The organism is Empedobacter tilapiae, assembly GCF_004785645.1.
GTDB lineage: Bacteria > Bacteroidota > Bacteroidia > Flavobacteriales > Weeksellaceae > Empedobacter > Empedobacter tilapiae.
Genome location: NZ_SRPE01000013.1, coordinates 1 through 22,316 on the forward strand (window position 1 = coordinate 1; position 22,316 = coordinate 22,316).

The window sequence follows — 22,316 nt, forward strand, 5'->3', positions numbered from 1 at the left end:
CTCGGAATCGGGTTGCAAAGGTAATACTTATTTCTAAACTCGCAAATTTTATTTTAAATAAATTTTTGTCGCTATATAAGCCCTTATGTCAACTACAATACTACTCGTCTTTCGTATTGGGATTGCAAATATACGGTTGGATTATTCGTTTTTCCAAACATACTTTACATTTATTTTACATTATTTCCTTAAGTGATTGGTATAACGCAAAATATTTTTTGAAAGTTTTATCAAATAGCTAAATTTTCCATACAAAAACTCAAGTTCAATCTAGTAAATGGATACTTTGTGGTTGTAAAATCAAGAAGAATTGTAGCGAAGCGAGAAGAGTTTATTCAAAAATAATTACAACTATTATATATACAACCAAAAAAAGGAGAACATTATGTTCTCCTTTTTTTGGTTGTATTTCATTAATGTGGTTCATCACCATTTTTATTTTTCTCTAAATCGGTATTCCAGATTTTGATTTTATCTGTCTTTTTCAATCCAGATTTTACTTGAACGTTAACACCATCTGTAATTCCAAGGGTAATGTATTTCTTTTCATACTTCGCATCTTGACCTTTACCAGAAATAAGAATCTCTACATATGGTTTTTGATTTTCGTCATAACGAACATGCGCCGATTTTACCAGCAACACATTTTTAGCTTCTTGCGTCACAACCTCAGCATTTGCAGAATATCCGGCACGAATAAAATTATCTGAATCTAATTGAACTGGTGCTTTGATCTCAAATTGTACTACTCCATTACTTGCAACTCCTTGAGGCGATATAAAATCAAGAATCGCTGTAAAAGTTTTATTTGGAATTGCACCAATTGATACATTAATTTTCATTCCTTCTTTTAATTTACCAACCTCAGCTTCATCAACTTTTCCTTGGAAAATCATTTTCTTTACATCTGCCATCGTAGCAATCGTTGTACCTGTAGAGAAATTATTAATCTCTTGTACCATATTTCCAACCTCAACAGGAATATCTAAAATCATTCCCGAAGTAGTTGCTGTAATACGCGTTGTAGCATAAGCTTCTAAACCAGGAGCAATACCTGTTTGCGCAACTTTGTAATCGTTTTCAGCTGCTTTTAATTGTTGTTGTGCTGATTTATATGTCGCATTTGCATTATCATAATCTGCACGAGGCAAAACACCTTGATTATATAAAGTTGACGTTCGATTGAAATTACGACGTTCTTGATCGACCGTAATTTGAGCAGCTTGAATAGACTGACGAGCTGCATTTAACGATTGAACATTTGGGACAACTTTCAGTTCACAAATCAATTGTCCTTTTTCTACATATTGTCCTTCAGCAACATTTATCGATTTTATAACACCTGAAATATTTGGCTTAATTTCAATTGTTTCCAACGGCTTTACTTCACCAGTTGCAACAGCTTTCACCTCGATATTTCCCATAAAAGGCGTTGTCGTTTCATAAACTTCATTGTCTTGGCTATTCTTTTTACCGAAATACGCAATCACACCGATTACAGCACCGATAAAAACGACAATCATCAAAATCTTTAGAAATTTTTTCATTCTTTTATATCTGTTAAGTTTTAGTTATTCATCTCTCAAAGCATCAATAGGTTTGATTTGAATTGCTCGTTGAGCAGGAATCAATCCTGCTAAAGTTGCCATAACCACCATCACCGCTAAAGCTGTAAAAAGTGTAAACAAATCGATTGACGCATTATATAAAGGTATGTTTTTATTTGATGGAATGATGACTTCGTTGAGAACCATTAGCAAAAGTGCTGCAAAAATAATTCCACCTAACCCTGCTATTAATGTTAAAACTACTGATTCTAACAAAATTTGTCCTCGAATTTGAGCAGGAATTGCACCTAATGCTCTTCGAATTCCAAATTCTTTTGTGCGTTCTGAAACTGTAATCAATAAAATACTTGCAATCGCAATAACTCCAGAAAATAATGTCATTCCTCCTACAACAATTGCTAAAAACTGCATGCCTTTTACGAATTTCATAATCTTTCCAAGCATTTCACCTAAATTAAAACCTCCAATTCCTTGGTCGTCTTCGGGTGCAATATTTTTAATCTGTTTCAGATATGTTTTTAATTCTTTTTCGAATGCAACAATATCATAATTATTAGGTAAACTCAAGCTTAAATATTGAATCGTTTCCCCTTGATTGTATATTTTTTGGAATGTTGTAAATGGAATAAACACTTGATCTTTACTCTCTACAGGCGAAGAAGGCGTGTCATAAACGCCGACAATTGTATAATAACTATCGCTAATTCTGATTTCTCTACCCAAAGGTTTTGGTTTATCACCAAAAAATTGTTCTGCAACTTCAATTCCGATGACACAAACTTTTGATTCGGTTTTAATATCATCTTCATTGATGAAACGACCTTGAATAATATCTTTTCCAAACATTCGGTTTTGGTCTGGATAATCTCCATTAACCGTGTAAAAATTATATTTTGTTCCGTAAGTTAATATTGAATTTGGTTTCGAATTTCGAGGTGCTAACAACGAAATTTGAGGAAAACGAGCCTGAATTTGACGAACATCGCTCATTTTCAATTCGATTGTACGACCTTTCTGAAATCCTTGATACGGCATTGATGTTGTTCCTCCCCAAACAAATAATGAATTGGTTGCAGCATCTGCTAAATTTCGGTCAAAACCATTTTGCAAACCACGTGTTACTCCTAACAATAATACAAATAAGAACATTCCCCATGCGACACCAATCATTGTCAAAATAGTGCGCAATTTATTTTTGCGAATTGCCGCGTAGACCTCGCTCCAAGCATCTGGATCAAAAACAAATTTTATAAAGTTCATTATTCGTCTCTTAAAGCATCAATAGGTTTAATACGCGCCGCATTCAAAGCTGGAATTAATCCAGAGACTGTACCTGCAACAAACAAAATAATACAAGCCATTACCAACGAATTGGTTTCTACGCCTGGATTATAAATAAAATACTCTTCTAAACTATCGCCAATATTTTCAACTAAAAGCGCAGCAAAAGCAATTCCGATAGCGCCAAAAATAATTGTAATCAAAATTGCTTCTTGTAAAATCAATCCCAAAACATTGGCTGGTGTAGCCCCCAAAGCCTTACGAATTCCAATTTCTTTCGTACGCTCTTTTACACTAAATACCATAATATTTCCGATACTTACGATTCCTGCAATCAAACTTCCTCCTCCAATTACAAATACAATAATTGTCAAAATCACGAAAAACTGATTGGTATCTTCCATTGCGTCAGCCGCATTTCGTACCCAAACTCCCCCATAATCTGTAGGAGCAACGTTATGTCGAACTCTCATATTGTATTCGATTGCATTAGCTAATTTAGAAATATCAGTTAAAGCCAATCCATCTTTTGGTGTTATAATAATAGACGAAACTTTATCCGTAGCATAAATCGTTCTAAACGTTGTAAAAGGTGCATATAAAGCACGCTCGGCATTATCACCACCATCTTTACTTTCGAAAACACCAACCACTTGATACATACTTGAACCTAATTGCAAATACTTACCGATTGCTATTTTATTTGGAAAAAAATCTTGCGCAACCAATCGTCCAATAACAATTGATTTAGACTGATTTTCCATATCTTTTTTATTGATAAATCGACCAAGCGTAACATTTTCATTAATCATTGATTCATACTCTGGATAAACTCCAGTAATCGAATAACTTCCTGAATTGGCTTCATTTCGAATCGTATCACTTTTTGAAATTGTACTTACAATCGATTTTATCTCATCTGGAAAAGAATGTTTTATAAAATTGGAATCTTTTACATCCAATTCTATTGTACGTCCTTGTTTAAAACCATTGTAAGGCTCTGTTGTTGTTCCTCCGTTAACAGTAATATTTAATGAATTTGCTTTGAAAAATTCTTGTTGAAATCCGTTCTGCAAACCATTTCCCAATCCATACAATGTAATAAACACAAAAAGCGCCAAAGCGATTGTCAAACCCGACAATGCTGTGCGCAATTTATTACTTGCAATGGACGACCATATTTCGCTCCAACGGTCTGTATCAAACATATTTAATATTTACAATTTTTGATTTAAAATTTCCAAAATTTGAAACTCGAAAATCACTAAACTCTTACTTGTTCTACTTTTTCGTCACTTACAATTACACCATCTTTCAGGCGAACAATACGTTTACACATATTTGCAATATCATCTTCGTGCGTCACCATTACAATTGTTTTACCTTCGTCATTAATCTCTTGAATCAAGTGCATTACTTCTTGTGAAGTTTTGGTATCCAATGCTCCTGTGGGCTCATCGGCTAATAACAATTTAGGTTTTGCAGCCAACGCTCGTGCAATTGCGACACGCTGTTTTTGTCCTCCCGAAAGTTCGTTTGGCATATGAGTAGCCCAAGGCTCCAACCCTACTCTTTCCAAATAACTAAGCGCTATTTTATTTCGATCCGAACGTTTTACTTTTTGATAATACAATGGCAAGGCAACATTTTCTAAAACATTTTTGAAACCAATTAAATTATACGATTGAAAAATAAATCCTAAAAATTTGTTTCGATAATTAGCCGCTTTAGTTTCGTTTAACTTCTCGATTCTAACACCGTCCAATTCATAAATGCCTGTATCATGCTCGTCCAACATTCCAATGATATTCAATAAAGTTGATTTCCCCGAACCCGAAGATCCCATAATCGCAACAAATTCACCTTCCGCAATCTCTAGGTTAATTCCTTTGAGTACGTGAAGTTTATTTTTTCCCATTATGTAGGATTTATTTAAATCTCGAATAGATATCATAGATTGTTGTAAATTTCAATAAAGATAACGGATAAGTCGAAATTATCAGAAAAATGTTACAAATAAAGATTAATGCAAAAAATGTAAACCTATATTATTTAAAGTAACATTAATAAATTGTTTAATTGTTAAGATTGACAATGTAATGAATATAACTTTTATGAATAATGGTAACTTGAATTTAAAAACAGAAAAATATTGATAGTAAAAAACATAAATATAAAAAAATGTAACTGCTATTGTTATGTATTTTATTGGATTTAAAAATATAGTAGGAGCAAATGTTAAAGCTACTTTTTGTATAAAATTAATTAATATCCAACCACCAACTAAATATGTATTCAAAACAAGATTCTCAGTATAATTTTGTTCACTTTTCCTGAAAATTAAATAACTACAAAATGCATAAAAAGGGATGGCTACGAAAGGAACAAATTTGGAGTAATCTTTCTGAAATTTATATAAACCTGTATAATCAGTTAAAAATACGTTTGTATCTACATGAAATAATTTCAAGAAAAAATATTCTATAGTCAAAATCAGAATAATCGTCGTAAAACTGTTAAAATGTTTCACTCTTTTTCCTTGAATATATTCTCGAATACTATGACCTGGTTGTGTAAAAAAGTTCTCTTATTGTAAAAATAAAACCTTTATCAAAATGAAAAATTCCATGAACAAAATCGTGAACAAAAAAATGTTTTAATGAAAATCGATGTGTTGATATGGATTGTCCACAATTCGAACAATAGTTCCCTTGTGTTTCTTTTTTACAATTCAGGCATTTGTTATTCATTTTACAGAAAAATAATTAGTTAAAATGTAGTTCATAATTAATTTTGTAAAACTAGAAATACATCTTAAAAAAGCAAACTTTATTTTCAGTTATTTAAAACTTTAAACGGGATCCACATCAACATCAATTCGTACCGAACGAAAAGCTGCTATCGTATGTAATTGATCTATTTTTGTTTGAATTAAGTCTTTTACTTTTTGAGGTGATTGATTTGGTCGAATTTTTATCATCACATCTGTAATATATAAATTATTGATTCGTCCAATCGAAGGCGCTTCTGGACCAAGTAAACATTTTGCATCAAAACTTGGTTTAAGCAAAACGACCAATTGAGCCGCTGTTTTATCCAAACGCTCTTTATTTTTATGCTTGAAACGTAACTTGATTAATCGCGAATAAGGCGGATACAAAAATTCTTTGCGCTCATACAAAATATCCTTCATCGTTGATGCATAACTGTAGGTTGTAACATTTTGCAAAATCTGATGTTCAGGTTGAAAAGATTGAATCAATACTCTTCCTTGTTCTTGACGACGACCTGCACGACCAGAAACTTGTGTTAACAATTGAAATGCTTTTTCGTGTGCTCTAAAATCAGGGAAATTTAATAAAGAATCTGCTCGAATAACACCAACAAAATTAACATTTCCGAAATCGAAACCTTTTGTAATCATCTGTGTTCCAATTAAAATATCAATTTCTTTGTTCTCAAAATCTTCAATTAATTTTTCATAAGCAAATTTCCCGCGCATCGAATCAACATCCATTCTTCGAACTTTTGCATCAGGAAAAATCGTTTGAACTTGCTGTTCTATCTGCTCCGTTCCCAAACCTTTTGTATTCAATTCGTGCGAACCACAACTTGGACAACGCAAAGGTTTCGCTTGCGCATAACCACAATAATGACATTTTAGTTGATTCGAAAATTTATGATACGTTAAACTGACATCGCAATTTGGACATTCGGGCGTATGACCACACGTATTACATTCCATAATCGGTGCATATCCACGACGATTCTGGAATAAAATGACTTGTTTTTTTTGATGCAATTGATCGAAAATTTCATCACGAAGTGTATGCGAAATATCTTCTGTAATTTCTTTTTCCTTTTGTGCTTTTTTGAGGTCAATCAAATTAATTTCGGGCAATTTTATATTCCCAAAACGCTCCGTTAATTCGACATAACCATATTTTTTATTTTTCGCATTATAATAACTTTCAGCCGAAGGTGTCGCCGAACCTAACAAAACTTTCGCGTTCATCATTCCTCCAAGCAACATCGCCATATCGCGTGCATGAAAAAATGGTTTCACATCCATTTGTTTATAAGACGATTCATGTTCTTCGTCGACGATAATCATTCCCAAATTATCAAAAGGCAAATAAAGCGCTGTTCGTGGACCAATGATAATATCGAAATCGCCATTCAAGGTTTTTTGCCATAATTCGACACGTTCATTTTGATTGAATTTTGAATGATAAACTCCTACTCTTTCTCCAAAATGCTTTTTAATGCGATGAACAATTTGCGTTGCCACAGAAATTTCTGGCAATAAATACAACACTTTATTTCCTTTTGCAATTACTTGCTCCATCAATTTCAGATAAATTTCTGTCTTTCCGCTTGACGTTACGCCATGTAACAAAACAGTAGATTTATCTTTAAAATCTTCTTTAATTTGATTTAGAGCTGCAGTTTGTTTCAATGTCAATTCAGAAATTTCAGTTACATCCTTTTCTTCTTCGTCTACACGAGACGTTTGATGTTGATAAATTTCGACAGCTCCTTTTTCTGCTAAAGATTTTAGTACTGCATTTGTCGCTCCTTGTTTTACAAATTCTGCAACTTTTAGCGGTTTTTCTTGTAATTGCGTTTCTAACGTAATCAATTGCAACAAGGTTTCGCGCTGTTTTGGCGCTTTATTTAATTGATTTAAAATCTCGATAAAAGCAGTTTCATTTCCTTTTAAATCTGGATGTAACCTGACATAATTATCAATTTTTGGCGTATATTTTTCGTTAAGTTTTTCATCTAAACGAATAATTCCTTTATCAATTAATAATTTAAGTGTTGGAATTGCTGATTTTTCATCCACAATTAAAGCAGCTTCTTCAACCGAAATGATTTCTCTTAATTTCAACGCTTCAAAAACTAAAAATTCATAATCATTTAATTCTTCAATTGTTTCGTAATTTGGATTAATTAATCGAACAAAAGTTTGAGATTCTAATTTTAACGCAGAAGGAAAAGCATTTCTGAAAACATCACCCAACGAACACATATAATAATTCGCCATCCACTCCCAAAAATTAATTTGCGTTTGCGTCACCAAAGGTTCGTCATCCAAAAAAGCATGAATTGCCTTTGTTTTGTATAACTCTGGTGCATTTTGATGAATAGAATGTACAATTCCTGTATATAATTTTTGCGTTCCGAAAGGCACGGAAACACGCTGACCAACTTTAATTTGCTGTAAATCAATTTCAGAAAGATGATACGTAAATGTTCCATTTAATGAAAGTGGTAAAATAATTTCGGCAAAATAATTAATTGTCATTCTATAATTTTAAACCAGCAAGTTAGTAAGATTTTTAAAAGAAATAAAAAGCTAATTTTGAAAATATTTTTGCATTTATTTAGCTATAATTAGGGATTTTATATCATTAATTAAAATCTTTAATTTAATTAAAAATAAAATCATGAACTCTTCTACCATATATAGTATCGAAAATAAATCGAAAACAAGAATGAATGAAACTATAACACAGTTAATCATTATAGCATTGATTATTTCTCTGATACTCATTATTTTTTCTACTTTCAGTCTTAAAATTTCAGGAATCATTGTTTTGTTTGTATGTTTATTATTTTGTGTTGCTATTTGTTTGATTGGAATCCCTTTTTATTTTTTACGTAAGAAATATGCAACTTCTATGATGGTAAATGAACTTGGGATTTTTACTTACAATAATAAAAATGAACCTGTTGAAACAATTTTGTACGAAAATATTCTAATAATACAATTATATGATGCGAGCGGAAGTGATAATTCTAACCCAAATCTTCGTATAAAAGTGAATAATAATGGAACTGCAATATGGAAAACCTTTCCAAAACTATACTACGTTGGATTAACAAATAAAAATGAGTTACACTTGCATTTCTTATTACAAGCGAAATCATCTCAAAAGAAAATAGAAATTGATCCAACTGCAATTATCTATTATCAATCATTAATTAAAGAATAAAATTTCACAAATTATTAATATTTCATTTTCAGATAGTTTGAAGAATTAATACTAATTTTAAGAGAATTCAAAAACTATCATTATGTTACATGCCATTTTAGATCAGATTTCGGAATCGGAAAAACCAATTATAAAAATCATTTTCAGAAATGATGATACGCGTGTTGTTGCTTTTGGACTGAAAAAAGGTTTGAAATTAATCGATCATCAATTACCTGTAAATGCAAAAATTTTGATGTTGAAAGGTGAAATAGAAATTGATTCGAAAATTGAGATTGTCAGTTTAAAAGAATTTGACGAATACATTCTTCCTCCAAAAGTTATTCATCAAGTGACCTCCTTACAAGATTCGATGATGTTGGTTATTCTAAATTTTAGTGAAAAAAGTTTTTAAATATTTTTATATATTTAAAAACTTTTTAAATATTAAAAACTTATGAAAAAATTTACTTATTTTTTAATGGTAACATTAGTTACTTTATTTACTTTTTCTTGTAGTAATGATGATGATTCTGGAAATGGAGATGTAAACAATCCTAAAAACTCTTACTTAAAAGCAACAATTGATGGTAAAGAAAAAACTTTTAATACAATTGTTGTAAATAAAAAATATATTGAATATAATGATGGTGAAAAAGTTACACTATTACAAGTAACAGCAAGTATTGATAATAATCCTACTGAAAAAATAACTTTTGCATTAAGAGAAGGTCAAATAGGTAGTGATGCATTAGGATATGACGGAGGAGATATGTTTGCTTACTACAAAGATAATATTCATTATACTAATATGGCAATTGGAGATTTTTCATATATTATAAATAAAAACTCTGATAATAAAATTGAAGGAACTTTTAGTGGTTTATTATATAATAATTACAACTCTTCTGATTTCAAAGAATTCACAAAAGGAGAATTTAAAATTCAATATTAATCTAATACTAATAAAAGCAATAAAAATACTATACTAAGAGAATTAATTCACTTTATATGAGAACACTATTTATATTAACTACTCTCTTTACCTTAGCGTTATCCTCTTGTAGTACAAGTATCAAACACGATCGATTATTTACAGGGACGATTGTGAGAGATTGTACAGGAACTTACATTCGTGTTGATGATAAAGAAGATTATTTGATTTGTAATGCTGAAATACTTTCTGAAAAAAAAGATGGTGAAGTGACAAGTGTTGTATATGATTATGAAAAAACATGCAAAGAGCTCGAAAATAAAGCAACTTGTATGATGTATCATGAACATAAAGGATTGATTAGAATCAAAAAAATACATTAAATAAAAAAAACCACTCGTTGAGTGGTTTTGTTTTAGTTCTTATTCTTATTAACAAAACGTGAATAAGAACAAAGCAATCTAACTTTTTCTGTAAGTATAGATCTTAGGTTCGGTTAAGTATATGTACTAAATTTATAAATATTTTTTTTTGAGAACAAATCTTTTTTAAGTTTAATAAAAACTTTAACACTTCTAAATTCAGAATATTATATCTAATCGAAAGATTTGAATAAACTTTTCATTAATATTATTTGCAACATATTGATTAAAATAGATTTTTTTTCTGTCATTAGAAAAATGAGGTATTCCTGTCAACTCATTATTGAAAAACCTAGAATCGTATAACAATTTAGATTCTTTATTTAATAAATCTGAGCATATAATCCTTTTATCACTAAAGTAAACAGCATATCTCCCATCTATTGATAAGTTAAATGGAGATTCTATTGATTTTTCTAAAAAAGAATATTGACAAATTTCATTTGATACTAAGTCAACTCCAAATAACTGTCTTATACTAAACTGATCTTCCATCAAAAAATAGACAATTCTTCCATCAGGAGAAGAACGTAACCAATGACGCAAATTACTAATTCCTTTTTTAGTAAAAGTGACTCTTTCTTGAAAAATACAACTCGGTACATTTGGCAAATTTGTATCTGTTCCTAATAAATTGTCATTTTCACTTAATATAATTTCATCAGGGATTTTGGCTACAAATATTTCTGTTTTTAAGTTTCCTTTTCCATCACGTACATTACCTTGAAAGGCAATATTATTTGTTGAATTTATCCAACATTCATCAAAAGCTTTCTCTATTTCATCGCTTCCATTTTTTGCATTTACCTCAACCTTAGAAATTATAATTGAAAACATTTCTCCAGAATTATTTTCCAATTTTTCATCTAATTCTACCTCTACTTTTCTTGGAAACATCATCCCAACAACGCGTTGATCTTTCACCAAAGAATTATACTTAGCTTCTTGCTCCAGAATATAATCGTTATAAGTAAAACTTATCCAATTCTTATCTTTTTTCCAAGAATGTGAATGCGTTCCTCCCCTTAAAGCTCCTTTTGTAAAAGGATATGTAATATTTCGAGCATCCATAAAAATAGGTATGTTAGAATATTTTAAATCAATTGCAACTCCTGTTCTTCTTGTAGCAGAATAATGATTAGATTTATTAGCATTTCTAATTCCATGAATAAATATAACCTTATCTTCTATTTGTGAAAAAGATGCAGCTCCTACTCCTGGTCCAAATTTTGTTTGTTTTTTTGTTTGGTAAATAATTTCACTTTCAAAAGTTTGCGTATTCAATAAACAAATAGTTGATGTTTCACCAATTTTTGTATCATCATTTCGTGTATCGTAAACTAAAAACAATCCATTCTGAGATTCTATCTGATAGTGATGTAATGTGTGACCACAACTTTCAAAAGTCAATTGAATAGGTTTACTTAATAGATTCTCCATATAAATACATTGAGAAGTAAAAGTAAAAAATCCTTTACTATTAATGATAATAGTAATTCTGTCAAAACTTTGTTTTTTTTTTAGAAAGAGTTATATCATTAACAAAATAATTATTTCAAATCCATATGCATAAAAACAATACCTTCGTTGTTCACAAGTAATAAGAATGCATTCAATTTTAATCATAGACGATGAAACAAAAATCAGAACACTCCTAGCTCGAATTCTCGAATTAGAAGGTTTTGAAATACATCAAGCTGAAGATTTAAAATCAGGGCTTAAGAAAATTAAAACACTTTCTCCTGAAATTATTTTATGTGATGTAAAATTACCTGATGGAAATGGTGTTGAGTTTGCAAAAGAAGTTAAAGAAAAATTTCCTTTGATAGAAATTATTCTGCTTACAGCTTATGGAAATATTCCTGATGGCGTTCAAGCCATTAAAAACGGAGCATTTGATTATATTACAAAAGGGGATGATAACAATCGTATTTTACCTTTGTTGTATAGAGCTTTGGATCGTGTGAAATACAATAAAGAGAATGAAGTTTCTCAAGAAACGACATCAACAAAATTAGACAGTAATTTATTATTGGGTAAATCTCCAATTTTTGAACAAGCTTTACAATTAGCTCAAAAAGTTGCACCTACAAATGCTACCGTTCTTTTAACGGGTGAAACAGGTACTGGAAAAGAAGTTTTTGCAACAGCTATACATCAATCAAGTTTGCGTAAAGACCAGAATTTTGTTGCTATTAACTGTTCAGCTTTTAGTAAAGACTTATTAGAAAGTGAATTATTTGGTCATAAAGCAGGTGCGTTTACAGGCGCAATGAAAGATCAAAAAGGCTTGTTTGAAGAAGCACATTCAGGAACTATTTTTTTAGATGAAATTGGCGAAATGGCGTTGGATTTACAGGCAAAATTATTGCGTGTTTTAGAATCGGGTGAATTTATTAAAATTGGCGAAACTAAACCTACAAAAGTTGATGTACGAATTATTGCAGCCACTAACCGAAATTTGGAAAAGGAAATTGCTAACGGAACATTTCGCGAAGATTTATTTTACCGAATTTCTGTGTTCCATATCGAGTTACCTTCTTTACGTGAACGCGCTTCTGATATCGAATTAATCGTGAATCAGTTTATAAAACACTTTAATCATTATTATCAAAAAAATATAAAATCTATCAATCAAGAAGCTTTACTTTTTCTAAAAAAATATTCGTGGCCAGGAAATATTCGTGAATTAAAAAATACTATCGAACGTGCTATTATTTTGTCGGAAAATGAAGAACTTTCCACAAATGATTTTCCTTCGTTTATTCAAACAAGCGAAATTGATCAGAACGAAAATTCATTAGAATTAGCTTTAATGGAAAAAAAACATATTCAGAAAGTTTTAAAATTTACAAAAGGTAACAAAACAAAAACGGCAGAATTATTAGGTATTGGCTTAACAACACTTTATCGAAAAATAGCCGAATATAAACTGAATTAATATAAAATACTTTATCATAATGAAAATGAACCCTTCCAAAATGGAAGGGTTTTTTATTTGAGTAAAAATCTATAAAAACATAACGTATTGATTTTGTTTCGTCTAATTAATTCTAATTGCTTTGGCATTTTGATTGGCTTATGTAGAGAAATTTAAAAATCTACAAAATGAAAATGAAACAAACGATTTCATTAGATGAAGTCAAAGAACTTAAAAGTAAAGTACTGCAAAACATTTTAGATAATAATCCAGCACGTGTAAAACAGCTATGTTATAGTGTAGGAAAATTGTTTTCAAAAACAAATGATTTGGGTAAAACATACATCAATAATCTGTTTATACTACCCGTTACTTTGATGATTGAAGCGGATTTCAAAAACCGAAAACAATTTTTGAATTTGTTTCCAATGAATTTGAAATCAGAATATGTTAAACAAATTTATCATTCAGGAATATGATAACAATTGTATTACTATTAGCTGGGATTTTATGTTTTGGAGTATTCTTCAAATCCATTGACTTTTTTGATAATATATAATTCTTCATCATGATTTTCTTATTACTCATCGCCATTGCCTTGTTTGTATACTTGGTATATGTGCTATTAAAACCCGAAAAATTTTAAACTTAATTATTCGTAAAAATGAATTCAGAAATATTTGGCGTTATCGTACAATTTTTAGTTGCGATCGCTCTTTCCATTCCGTTAGGAAATTATATTGCACGTGTTTATCTCAATAAACCAACTTTTTTAGACCGATTAATTTCCCCAATAGAAAAGTTGTTATTCAAAATATCAGGTATCAATTCAGAGGAACAGATGAATTGGAAACAACATTTAAGTGCATTGTTAACGATTAATTTGATATGGTTTATCATTGGATTTATCCTATTAATGACACAAGGTTTGTTGCCTTTTAATCCAGATAAAAATCCAAGTATGAGCCCTGATTTGGCTTTCAATACGATTATTTCGTTTGTGGTTAATTGTAATTTACAACACTATTCAGGAGAAACAGGCGTAAGTTATTTAGCACAATTATGGCTGATGTTTTTACAATTTGTGAGTGCAGCAACCGGTATGGCAGCAGCAGTGACATTATTTGAAGCTTTTCGACAAAAAACAACGACAACTTTAGGTAATTTTTATACCTATTTCATCAAATCTATTACGCGTATTTTATTGCCATTATGTGTAATTGTATCATCAATCTTGATTTTTCAAGGAACTCCAATGACATTTGAAGGAAAAGAGGAGATGATGACTTTAGAAGGAAATAAAGTAGAAGTTTCTCGAGGACCTGCAGCAGCTTTTATAGCCATAAAACATCTAGGAACAAATGGCGGCGGATTCTTTGGTACCAACTCAGCACACCCATTCGAAAACCCAACATATATAAGTAATATGACGGAAATGATTGCACAAATGCTGATTCCATTGGCCATGTTATTTGCCTTTGGCGTTTATACCAATCGAAGAAAATTCGCTTGGATGATGTTTAGTGTAATGACTGTAGGCTTTCTATGTTTAACGATTCCGAATGTTTACATGGAATCGCAAGGAAATCCAATGATTGAAAGACTCGGTATTGATAATTCATTAGGTGCAATGGAAGGTAAAGAAGTTCGAATTGGTTCTGCAACTTCAGGATTTTGGAGCATCGCAACAACCGTTATTTCTACAGGTTCAGTCAATTCTATGCACGATAGTACAATGACATTATCTGGAATGAATGAATTGTTAGCTATGATGATCAACAGTGTTTATGGAGGCGTGGGAGTTGGTATTTTGAACTTCTTTGTATTTGTAATTTTAGCGGTGTTTATTAGTGGTTTAATGGTGGGTAGAACACCTGAAATTTTCGGTAAAAAAATAGAAGCCAAAGAAATGAAAATCGCCATGATGATTACACTTTTACATCCTTTTTTGATTTTAGTAGGAACAGCTTTGGCTGCTGGAATACCAAGTGAAACATTATCAACCTTAAACAACTCTTCGTATCATGGATTTAGTGAAATGTTATATGAATTTACTTCATCTGCTGCAAACAATGGTTCTGGTTTTGAAGGATTAGAAGACAACACTCCTTTTTGGAATATAGCAACTGGTTTTGTATTGATTTTAGGACGATTCTTACCTATAATTGGTCCTGTTGCAATCGCAGGATTATTAGCAAAAAAACATTTTGTTCCAGAAGGTTCAGGAACTTTAGCAACCGATACAGCTACTTTTGGAAGTATTGTTTTTGCCATCATCTTAATTGTTGCAGCCTTAGCATTTTTTCCTGCTTTAACCTTAGGTCCCATTGCTGATTATTTTTCAACTCCAAAATTTTAGAAAATGACACGAGAAAATAAAACCAATTTATTTGAAAAAACATTGGTACAAACAGCTTTCAAAGAAGCTTTCATCAAACTAAATCCAGCAACTTTATATAAAAACCCTGTCATGTTTGCTGTAGAAATTGGAACTGCAATTATGTTAGGAGTTTGCTTTTGGATTCTTTTAGGTGAAACATCTCAAGGTAGTTTTGGGTATAATTTTTCAATTTTCATCTTACTCCTTTTTACATTATTATTTGCCAATTTTGCTGAAGCAATTGCTGAAGCAAGAGGAAAAGCTCAAGCCGACAGTTTACGTAAAACACGAGAAGAAACGCCTGCAAAATTAGAAAATGGAGAAACGATTTCATCCTCTGCTCTAATCAAAGATATGATTTTCATCTGTGAAGCTGGAGATATAATTCCAACAGATGGTGAAATAATAGAAGGTTTAGCAACGATCGACGAAAGTGCTATTACAGGAGAAAGCGCGCCTGTAATTCGTGAAGCTGGAGGTGATAAAAGTTCGGTTACTGGAGGAACAAAAGTTCTTTCGGATCGAATTAAAGTCAAAGTTACGACGCAACCAGGAGAAAGTTTTTTAGATAAAATGATTGCATTAGTTGAAGGTGCAAATCGTCAGAAATCACCAAATGAAATTGCTTTAACCATTTTATTAGCTGCTTTTACATTAGTATTTGTCATAGTTATGGTTACCCTAAAACCATTCGCTGATTATGCAAATGTTCCCATTACCATTGGCGCTTTAATCTCATTATTTGTATGCTTAATTCCAACCACTATCGGAGGTTTATTATCCGCAATCGGAATTGCTGGAATGGATAGAGCTTTGCGGGCAAATGTCATTACAAAAAGTGGAAAAGCAGTAGAAACAGCGGGCGATATAGATGTTTTATTATTGGATAAAACAGGAACTATTACAATCGGGAATCGCAAAGTAACAGCTTTATATCCTGCTATTAGAGTACAAATGGAAACTTTAGAAAAAGCGGCAGTTCTTAGTTCGATGAGTGATGAAACGCCAGAAGGAAAATCAATTATAGAATTAGTTCAGATAGATCCATTAAAATACGCAATTCAACATCCTATTTTCATCAATTTTAGCGCAGAAACACGTTGTTCAGGAATTGATTTTGATCAAATCCGTATTCGAAAAGGAGCTGTAGATGCTATCAAAAATTTGGTTGAAAATGCTGGAAATACTTTTCCGAACGAAATTCAAATGAAAGCTAATGAAATTGCTCAAAATGGAGGAACACCTTTAGTTGTTTCTCAAAATGAACAAGTTTTAGGAGTTATCGAACTACAAGATATTATTAAACCTGGAATTCAAGAACGCTTTGCTCGTTTACGCAAAATGGGAATCAAAACGGTTATGGTAACAGGTGATAATCCTATGACTGCAAAATTTATCGCAGAAAAAGCAGGGGTAGATGATTTTATTGCGGAAGCAAAGCCGGAAGATAAAATGAATTACATCAAAAAAGAACAAACCGAAGGTCGTTTGGTTGCGATGATGGGCGATGGTACAAATGACGCTCCTGCTCTAGCCCAAGCTAATGTTGGTGTAGCGATGAATAGTGGTACGCAAGCAGCAAAAGAAGCCGGAAATATGGTGGATTTAGATAATGATCCAACCAAATTAATTGAAGTTGTTGAAATCGGAAAACAATTATTAATGACGCGTGGAACCTTAACAACCTTTAGTATTGCCAACGATGTAGCAAAATATTTTGCCATCATACCCGCTTTATTTATTACAGCAATTCCAGCTTTACAAGGATTAAACATCATGAATTTACATAGTCCCGAAACTGCTATTTTATCGGCTGTTATTTTCAATGCGATTATTATTCCTTTCTTGATTCCATTAGCATTAAAAGGTGTTCCATACAAACCAATTGGAGCAAGTGCACTTTTGAGAAGAAATTTACTGATTTATGGAATTGGAGGAATCATCGTTCCATTTATCGGGATAAAACTAATCGACATCTTTATTTCCATATTTTTTTAATTAATGTAATGAGCTGTTTTGAAGGAGTTCAATATTCTATTAATAAAATTCAAAACAGCAAATTTTTAAAACTAATTCAAAATGAAACAAAATAGTATAAAAGCAATTTTACTAACATTTAGCTTAATGCTCCTTTTAATGGTACTATATCCGTTAGCTATGTGGGGAATTACCCAACTTTCTCCAAATCAAGGAAAAGGTTTTTTAGTTGCCGATAAAAACAATCAGTACTATTACGAAAATATTGGACAATCGTTTTCAAAAGATCATTATTTCTGGGGACGACCATCTGCTGTAGATTACAATGCAGCAGGCTCTGGAGCAAGTAACAAAGGTTCAAATAATCAAGAATATTTGCAAGAAGTTGAAAAACGCTTAAATGATTTTCTTCAAAAAAATCCAACGGTAAAAAAAGAAGACGTTCCTGTAGATTTAATTACGGCTAGTGGAAGTGGTTTAGATCCTAATATTTCAGTTCAAGGAGCAATTGTGCAAGTTGATCGAATTGCAAAAGCTCGAGGTTTAGATCACGAAAAAGTAAAAGAATTGATTGATAACCAAATTGAAAAACCTTTATTAGGAAGTTTAGGTCCTGATAAAATCAATGTCTTAAAACTGAATATCGAATTGGATAAATTATCGAAATAATGAAAAAAACACTTGCTTTTGGTGCTTTTATTTTGGGTTTAAATGTTCAAGCTCAAAACGATTCTATTCAGAAATTAAAACTTTCTGGCTATGCAGAAGTTTATTATACCTACGATTTTAATCAACCAAAAAACAATCAGCTTCCAAATTATTTGTATTCGTTTAATCGACACAATGAGGTGAATTTAAACTTCGGAACAATTCAATTGCAATACACTGATGAACGAGTTCGAGGAAATCTTGCTTTAATGGCAGGAACTTATGTACAATCAAATCTTGCTGCAGAACCTGATGGTTTAAGAAATATTTACGAAGCAAATATCGGTGTAAAACTTTCAAAGAATAAAAACTTGTGGCTAGATGCAGGTATTATGCCTTCTCATATTGGATTTGAAAGTGCGATTGGTTCTAATGTTGCAACACTTACACGAAGTATTCAGGCAGAGAATTCACCGTATTTTTCAACTGGCGTTAAGCTGAGTTATATTTCATCAAATAACAAATGGGCAATGAGTTTGCATTATTTAAATGGTTGGCAACGTATCAAGCGTCTTGATGGTAATTCTACACCAGCTTTTGGACATCAAATTACTTACACACCAAATGAAAAATTTTCGATCAACAGCAGTTCATTTATTGGTAGCGATACTCCTGATTCTTTGCGTCAAATGCGTTATTTCCATAATCTTTATGCTGTTTATAAACCTATTAAAAAGCTTTCAATAACCGCAGGATTTGATATTGGTGCACAACAAAAATCGAAAGGATCAGACAGTTATAATATTTGGTACAGTCCTATTTTAGTTGGGCAATATACATTCAATGAAAAATGGTCTGCAACTGCACGTGCCGAATATTATGCTGATGAGAAAGGTGTAATAATCTCAACTGATTCACAGAATAGTTTCAAAACAGTTGGCTTTTCTTTGAATTTAGATCATTATTTTACAAATAATTTGATGTGGAGAACAGAAATAAGAAGTTTTTCGAATAAAGATGATATCTATTTTCGAAATGATAAAAATGTATCAAATGAAACATTTTTCACAACTTCCTTAGCATTAAAATTATAAATGGAAAAAGAAACACAACATACAGCAGAAGACTTTCTTGCCTTGATCCGGAAATCGAAACGAGGCAAGTTTAAGGTGTATATTGGAATGTGCGCTGGCGTTGGAAAATCGTATCGTATGTTGCAAGAAGCACACGAATTGCAAAAAAATAAAATCGATGTAAAAATTGGATATATCGAAACGCATAAACGTGTCGAAACAGAAAATCTTGTTGTAGGATTAACCACAATTCCACGAAAAGTAATTTACTACAAAGGTAAATCTGTCGAAGAAATGGATTTGGAAGAAATCCTAAGACAAAGACCAGAAATTGTTATTGTGGATGAATTAGCACATTCTAATGTTTTTGGAAGCAAACATGCGAAACGCTGGCAAGATGTTATGGAAATTTTAGATGCTGGTATCAATGTTATTTCTGCTGTAAATATTCAACATTTAGAAAGTTTGAATAATAGTATTTCTGAAATTACAACAATTGATGTTTCGGAACGAATTCCTGACATAATTTTGGAACAAGCAGATGAAATTGTAAATATAGATTTAACTGCAGATGATTTAATTGAACGATTAAAAACAGGAAAAATTTATCCGAAAGATAAAATTCAAACGGCTTTAAACAACTTTTTTATTCCTTCAAATATTTTACAATTACGTGAATTGGCTTTAAAAGAAGTTGCTTCACATGTAGAAAAAAAGGTTGAAACTGAATATGTTTCGTCTGTTTATGCAAAACCTTCGCGTTTTCTGGCGTGTATTAGCACCAATGATAAAAATGCCAAAACTGTTATTCGAAAAACTGCTCGTTTAGCTGGATATTATAATTCACGTTGGTTTGTATTGTACGTAGAAACACCAAAAGAACATCCTAATAAAATTGCTTTGGACAAACAACGACATCTCATCAATAATTTAAAATTAGCTACAGAATTAGGCGCTGAGATTATTAAGGTAAAGAATCAACGGGTTTCTACAGCTATCATTCAACAAATTGAATTGCGTAATATCACCACTGTTTGTTTAGGAAAACCAAAGTTAAATTTAATCCAGATTATTTTGGCTACGAATGTATTTAATCAATTACTAAAAAAACTATCTTCGTTACATGTTGATGTGATTATTTTATCAAAATGAGAATTAAAACTAAACTTCGCTTAGGATTAGGCTTGCTGTTTTTATTGATTGTATTATTGGCAGCTGTAGCAACTACGTCTATTTATTCATTGAAAAATGATACACAAAATATTTTGCATGATAATTACAACTCATTGATTTATGCAAAAAGTATGATGCAAAATTTAAATGATGCGGAAAACTTTAATTCCAAATCGTTTGAAAAGCAATTAGCAAATCAAGAGTTAAACGCAACAGAACAAGGTGAAAAAGAATTGAATCAACAGATTCGAGATAAATTTGATGCTTATAAAGAAGGAAATCATTCTCCAGAACTATTAAAAGATGTTAGAATCTCACTTTTAGAAATGATGGAAATGAATATGCAAGCCATAGAAATTAAAAGTGAATTTGCTGAAAAGACCGCTAACCAAGCCATTTTATTAATCATTTTCACAGGTATCGCATGTATTTTTATTGCCTTTAATTCTTTAATTAAGATTCCGTCTAATATTGCAAATCCTATTCAAAAATTGACGAATAGTATCAAGGAAATTGCTTCAAATAATTACAAAGAGCGTGTGTATTTAGACAAAAAAGATGAGTTTGGGGATTTAGCGCAGTCTTTTAACACCATGGCTTCTAAATTAGAAGAATACAACGAAAGTCATTTAGCAACTATTCTAAAACAAAAAACAAGAATGGAAACGCTGATTAATAATATGCACGATGTTGTAATTGGTTTGGATGAACAAATGCAAGTTATTTTCGCGAATAATGAAGCTGTAAAAGTAACAGGATTATCTGCTAAACAAATGGTAAATAAGGCAGGTAAAGATTTGGCTTTGCACAATGATTTGATTCGATTGTTATTGCAAAATATCGAAACAGAAATTATAAAAGACGAAAAACCTTTGCAAATTGTAGTGGATGAAAAAGAACAATTTTTTACCAAAGAAATTTTTCATATCGAAATAATTCCAACAGGAGAAACGATAAAACAAGTTGTTGGGCATGTAATCATCCTTAGAAACATTACCGAATTTAAAGAACTAGATGCAGCCAAAACACGATTTATTGCTACAGTTTCGCATGAATTTAAAACGCCTATTTCATCTATGAAAATGAGTCTGCAATTACTTCGAAATAAGCAAATAGGAACATTAAACGAAGAACAAAATGATTTGGTAACCAGTATTGACGATGATGTACATCGTTTATTGCGAATAACAAAAGAACTTCTCAACTTAACACAGATAGAAAGTGGTACAATTCAAATGAATAAAACAGAAGTTTTCCCAATCGAAATTGTAGAAAATGCGGTTAAAGCCAACCAAACTTTAGCTGAACAAAAGCATTTAATTATAGAAACGAATATTCCAAATCACTTAGAATCTATAAAAGTTGATCTTGAAAAAACAGCTTGGGTTTTATCAAATCTAATCTCAAATGCAATACATTATTCTCACGAAAATGCTCGAATTTGGATTACTATTGAACAAACAACAACCGAAACATCCTTCAAAGTTAAAGACGAAGGAATTGGGATTCCAACCGAATTTTTACCAAAAGTTTTCGACCGCTATTTTCGTGTACCAGGCACTCACAAAGAAGGTACAGGTTTGGGCTTGGCTATTAGCAAAGAATTTATTGAAGCTCAAAAAGGAACACTAGATGTATTTAGCGAATATGGAGTTGGAAGCGAATTCGTGATGAGGTTATCACAAAAAGAATATTCATAAAATCTATTCTTTGAGTTATAAAAACAAAAAAGCTTGAACATAAGTTCAAGCTTTTGCGGAGAGTGAGGGATTCGAACCCCCGGAGGTGTGACCCTCAACAGTTTTCAAGACTGCCGCATTCGACCACTCTGCCAACTCTCCAATAACGCAGTTTATTGCGGTATTGCGAGTGCAAATATAGAACGCTTTTTCGAATTACCAAATTATTTTTTTCATTACTAAATAGTTTTTTAAATTTTAGTAAAACCTCTATTAAATA

19 protein-coding genes and 1 tRNA gene are annotated in these 22,316 nt (G+C 31.4%); 13 read left to right on the forward strand and 7 right to left on the reverse strand.

Annotation, left to right across the window (positions count from 1 at the left end; translation table 11 throughout):
• Window positions 1-413: 413 nt before the first annotated feature.
• From E4J94_RS15415 to priA, 5 genes are all read right to left on the reverse strand, one after another.
• Window positions 414-1,547 (reverse strand): efflux RND transporter periplasmic adaptor subunit, encoded by a 1,134-nt coding sequence (locus tag E4J94_RS15415; RefSeq protein ID WP_135836684.1) that lies wholly within the window; start codon window positions 1,545-1,547, stop codon window positions 414-416.
• 24 nt (window positions 1,548-1,571) lie between these two features.
• Window positions 1,572-2,828 (reverse strand): ABC transporter permease, encoded by a 1,257-nt coding sequence (locus tag E4J94_RS15420; protein ID WP_135836685.1) that lies wholly within the window; start codon window positions 2,826-2,828, stop codon window positions 1,572-1,574.
• Window positions 2,828-4,057 carry an ABC transporter permease gene (locus E4J94_RS15425; RefSeq protein WP_135836686.1) on the reverse strand — a complete coding sequence of 410 codons (1,230 nt, stop codon included), beginning with the start codon at window positions 4,055-4,057 and terminating at the stop codon, window positions 2,828-2,830. Before E4J94_RS15425 ends, E4J94_RS15420 begins: the two co-directional genes overlap by 1 nt.
• 56 nt (window positions 4,058-4,113) lie before the next feature.
• Window positions 4,114-4,803 carry an ABC transporter ATP-binding protein gene (locus E4J94_RS15430; protein WP_135836687.1) on the reverse strand — a complete coding sequence of 230 codons (690 nt, stop codon included), beginning with the start codon at window positions 4,801-4,803 and terminating at the stop codon, window positions 4,114-4,116.
• 897 nt (window positions 4,804-5,700) lie between these two features.
• On the reverse strand, window positions 5,701-8,160 hold the full coding sequence (priA, locus tag E4J94_RS15440) for a replication restart helicase PriA (RefSeq protein WP_135836688.1): 2,460 nt from the start codon (window positions 8,158-8,160) through the stop codon (window positions 5,701-5,703).
• A 142-nt stretch (window positions 8,161-8,302) separates the two neighbouring features.
• Between priA and E4J94_RS15445 the strand changes: the two genes are divergently transcribed.
• From E4J94_RS15445 to E4J94_RS15460, 4 genes are all read left to right on the forward strand, one after another.
• Window positions 8,303-8,851 carry a hypothetical protein gene (locus E4J94_RS15445; protein ID WP_135836689.1) on the forward strand — a complete coding sequence of 183 codons (549 nt, stop codon included), beginning with the start codon at window positions 8,303-8,305 and terminating at the stop codon, window positions 8,849-8,851.
• A gap of 82 nt (window positions 8,852-8,933) precedes the next feature.
• On the forward strand, window positions 8,934-9,245 hold the full coding sequence (locus E4J94_RS15450; protein ID WP_135836690.1) for a cupin domain-containing protein: 312 nt from the start codon (window positions 8,934-8,936) through the stop codon (window positions 9,243-9,245).
• Window positions 9,246-9,287: 42 nt separating this feature from the next.
• Window positions 9,288-9,785, forward strand: coding sequence for a hypothetical protein (locus E4J94_RS15455; RefSeq protein ID WP_135836691.1), 498 nt, complete (start codon window positions 9,288-9,290; stop codon window positions 9,783-9,785).
• 56 nt (window positions 9,786-9,841) lie between these two features.
• Window positions 9,842-10,147 carry a hypothetical protein gene (locus E4J94_RS15460; RefSeq protein WP_135836692.1) on the forward strand — a complete coding sequence of 102 codons (306 nt, stop codon included), beginning with the start codon at window positions 9,842-9,844 and terminating at the stop codon, window positions 10,145-10,147.
• A 198-nt stretch (window positions 10,148-10,345) separates the two neighbouring features.
• On the opposite strand, the gene E4J94_RS15465 is transcribed toward E4J94_RS15460, so the two are convergent.
• Complete coding sequence (locus E4J94_RS15465; protein WP_135836693.1) at window positions 10,346-11,626, reverse strand: DUF3748 domain-containing protein; 1,281 nt, start codon at window positions 11,624-11,626, stop codon at window positions 10,346-10,348.
• Window positions 11,627-11,792: 166 nt separating this feature from the next.
• On the opposite strand from E4J94_RS15465, the gene E4J94_RS15470 reads away from it, so the two are divergent.
• The 9 genes from E4J94_RS15470 to E4J94_RS15510 all read left to right on the forward strand — a co-directional run bounded on the left by E4J94_RS15470 (window position 11,793) and on the right by E4J94_RS15510 (window position 22,057).
• Window positions 11,793-13,127: a sigma-54-dependent transcriptional regulator gene (locus tag E4J94_RS15470; RefSeq protein ID WP_135836694.1), complete on the forward strand. Its 1,335-nt coding sequence runs from the start codon at window positions 11,793-11,795 to the stop codon at window positions 13,125-13,127.
• Between the two features lie 167 nt (window positions 13,128-13,294).
• Window positions 13,295-13,585: a DUF7674 family protein gene (locus E4J94_RS15475; RefSeq protein ID WP_114999274.1), complete on the forward strand. Its 291-nt coding sequence runs from the start codon at window positions 13,295-13,297 to the stop codon at window positions 13,583-13,585.
• An 89-nt stretch (window positions 13,586-13,674) separates the two neighbouring features.
• Window positions 13,675-13,752 carry a K(+)-transporting ATPase subunit F gene (gene kdpF, locus E4J94_RS17980; RefSeq protein ID WP_084106879.1) on the forward strand — a complete coding sequence of 26 codons (78 nt, stop codon included), beginning with the start codon at window positions 13,675-13,677 and terminating at the stop codon, window positions 13,750-13,752.
• Between the two features lie 18 nt (window positions 13,753-13,770).
• Window positions 13,771-15,465: a potassium-transporting ATPase subunit KdpA gene (gene kdpA, locus E4J94_RS15485; protein ID WP_135836695.1), complete on the forward strand. Its 1,695-nt coding sequence runs from the start codon at window positions 13,771-13,773 to the stop codon at window positions 15,463-15,465.
• A 3-nt stretch (window positions 15,466-15,468) separates the two neighbouring features.
• Window positions 15,469-17,484, forward strand: a complete 2,016-nt coding sequence (gene kdpB / locus E4J94_RS15490; RefSeq protein ID WP_135836696.1) for a potassium-transporting ATPase subunit KdpB — start codon at window positions 15,469-15,471, stop codon at window positions 17,482-17,484.
• Between the two features lie 81 nt (window positions 17,485-17,565).
• Complete coding sequence (kdpC, locus tag E4J94_RS15495; RefSeq protein ID WP_135836697.1) at window positions 17,566-18,132, forward strand: potassium-transporting ATPase subunit KdpC; 567 nt, start codon at window positions 17,566-17,568, stop codon at window positions 18,130-18,132.
• Complete coding sequence (locus E4J94_RS15500) at window positions 18,132-19,205, forward strand: porin (RefSeq protein ID WP_135836698.1); 1,074 nt, start codon at window positions 18,132-18,134, stop codon at window positions 19,203-19,205. Before kdpC ends, E4J94_RS15500 begins: the two co-directional genes overlap by 1 nt.
• Window positions 19,206-20,336, forward strand: a complete 1,131-nt coding sequence (locus E4J94_RS15505; protein WP_135836699.1) for a sensor protein KdpD — start codon at window positions 19,206-19,208, stop codon at window positions 20,334-20,336.
• A complete protein-coding gene (locus E4J94_RS15510) occupies window positions 20,333-22,057 on the forward strand; it encodes a HAMP domain-containing sensor histidine kinase (RefSeq protein WP_135836700.1) in 1,725 nt (574 codons plus the stop codon). The genes E4J94_RS15505 and E4J94_RS15510 overlap by 4 nt, the downstream gene beginning before the upstream one ends.
• A 56-nt stretch (window positions 22,058-22,113) precedes the next feature.
• On the opposite strand, the gene E4J94_RS15515 is transcribed toward E4J94_RS15510, so the two are convergent.
• Window positions 22,114-22,198 (reverse strand) — tRNA-Ser (locus E4J94_RS15515).
• Window positions 22,199-22,316 lie beyond the last annotated feature (118 nt).

What these genes read in the sequence shown, in the direction of transcription:
- E4J94_RS15470 (WP_135836694.1), top strand. Translation starts at nt 11,793, where the DNA reads ATGCATTCAATTTTAATCATAGACGATGAAACAAAAATCAGAACACTC.
- E4J94_RS15465 (WP_135836693.1), bottom strand. Translation starts at nt 11,626, where the DNA reads ATGGAGAATCTATTAAGTAAACCTATTCAATTGACTTTTGAAAGTTGT.
- E4J94_RS15460 (WP_135836692.1), top strand. Translation starts at nt 9,842, where the DNA reads ATGAGAACACTATTTATATTAACTACTCTCTTTACCTTAGCGTTATCC.
- E4J94_RS15500 (WP_135836698.1), top strand. Translation starts at nt 18,132, where the DNA reads ATGAAAAAAACACTTGCTTTTGGTGCTTTTATTTTGGGTTTAAATGTT.
- priA (WP_135836688.1), bottom strand. Translation starts at nt 8,160, where the DNA reads ATGACAATTAATTATTTTGCCGAAATTATTTTACCACTTTCATTAAAT.
- kdpF (WP_084106879.1), top strand. Translation starts at nt 13,675, where the DNA reads ATGATTTTCTTATTACTCATCGCCATTGCCTTGTTTGTATACTTGGTA.
- E4J94_RS15430 (WP_135836687.1), bottom strand. Translation starts at nt 4,803, where the DNA reads ATGATATCTATTCGAGATTTAAATAAATCCTACATAATGGGAAAAAAT.
- E4J94_RS15425 (WP_135836686.1), bottom strand. Translation starts at nt 4,057, where the DNA reads ATGTTTGATACAGACCGTTGGAGCGAAATATGGTCGTCCATTGCAAGT.
- E4J94_RS15455 (WP_135836691.1), top strand. Translation starts at nt 9,288, where the DNA reads ATGAAAAAATTTACTTATTTTTTAATGGTAACATTAGTTACTTTATTT.
- E4J94_RS15510 (WP_135836700.1), top strand. Translation starts at nt 20,333, where the DNA reads ATGAGAATTAAAACTAAACTTCGCTTAGGATTAGGCTTGCTGTTTTTA.
- E4J94_RS15445 (WP_135836689.1), top strand. Translation starts at nt 8,303, where the DNA reads ATGAACTCTTCTACCATATATAGTATCGAAAATAAATCGAAAACAAGA.
- E4J94_RS15415 (WP_135836684.1), bottom strand. Translation starts at nt 1,547, where the DNA reads ATGAAAAAATTTCTAAAGATTTTGATGATTGTCGTTTTTATCGGTGCT.
- E4J94_RS15475 (WP_114999274.1), top strand. Translation starts at nt 13,295, where the DNA reads ATGAAAATGAAACAAACGATTTCATTAGATGAAGTCAAAGAACTTAAA.
- kdpC (WP_135836697.1), top strand. Translation starts at nt 17,566, where the DNA reads ATGAAACAAAATAGTATAAAAGCAATTTTACTAACATTTAGCTTAATG.
- E4J94_RS15420 (WP_135836685.1), bottom strand. Translation starts at nt 2,828, where the DNA reads ATGAACTTTATAAAATTTGTTTTTGATCCAGATGCTTGGAGCGAGGTC.
- E4J94_RS15450 (WP_135836690.1), top strand. Translation starts at nt 8,934, where the DNA reads ATGTTACATGCCATTTTAGATCAGATTTCGGAATCGGAAAAACCAATT.
- E4J94_RS15505 (WP_135836699.1), top strand. Translation starts at nt 19,206, where the DNA reads ATGGAAAAAGAAACACAACATACAGCAGAAGACTTTCTTGCCTTGATC.
- kdpB (WP_135836696.1), top strand. Translation starts at nt 15,469, where the DNA reads ATGACACGAGAAAATAAAACCAATTTATTTGAAAAAACATTGGTACAA.
- kdpA (WP_135836695.1), top strand. Translation starts at nt 13,771, where the DNA reads ATGAATTCAGAAATATTTGGCGTTATCGTACAATTTTTAGTTGCGATC.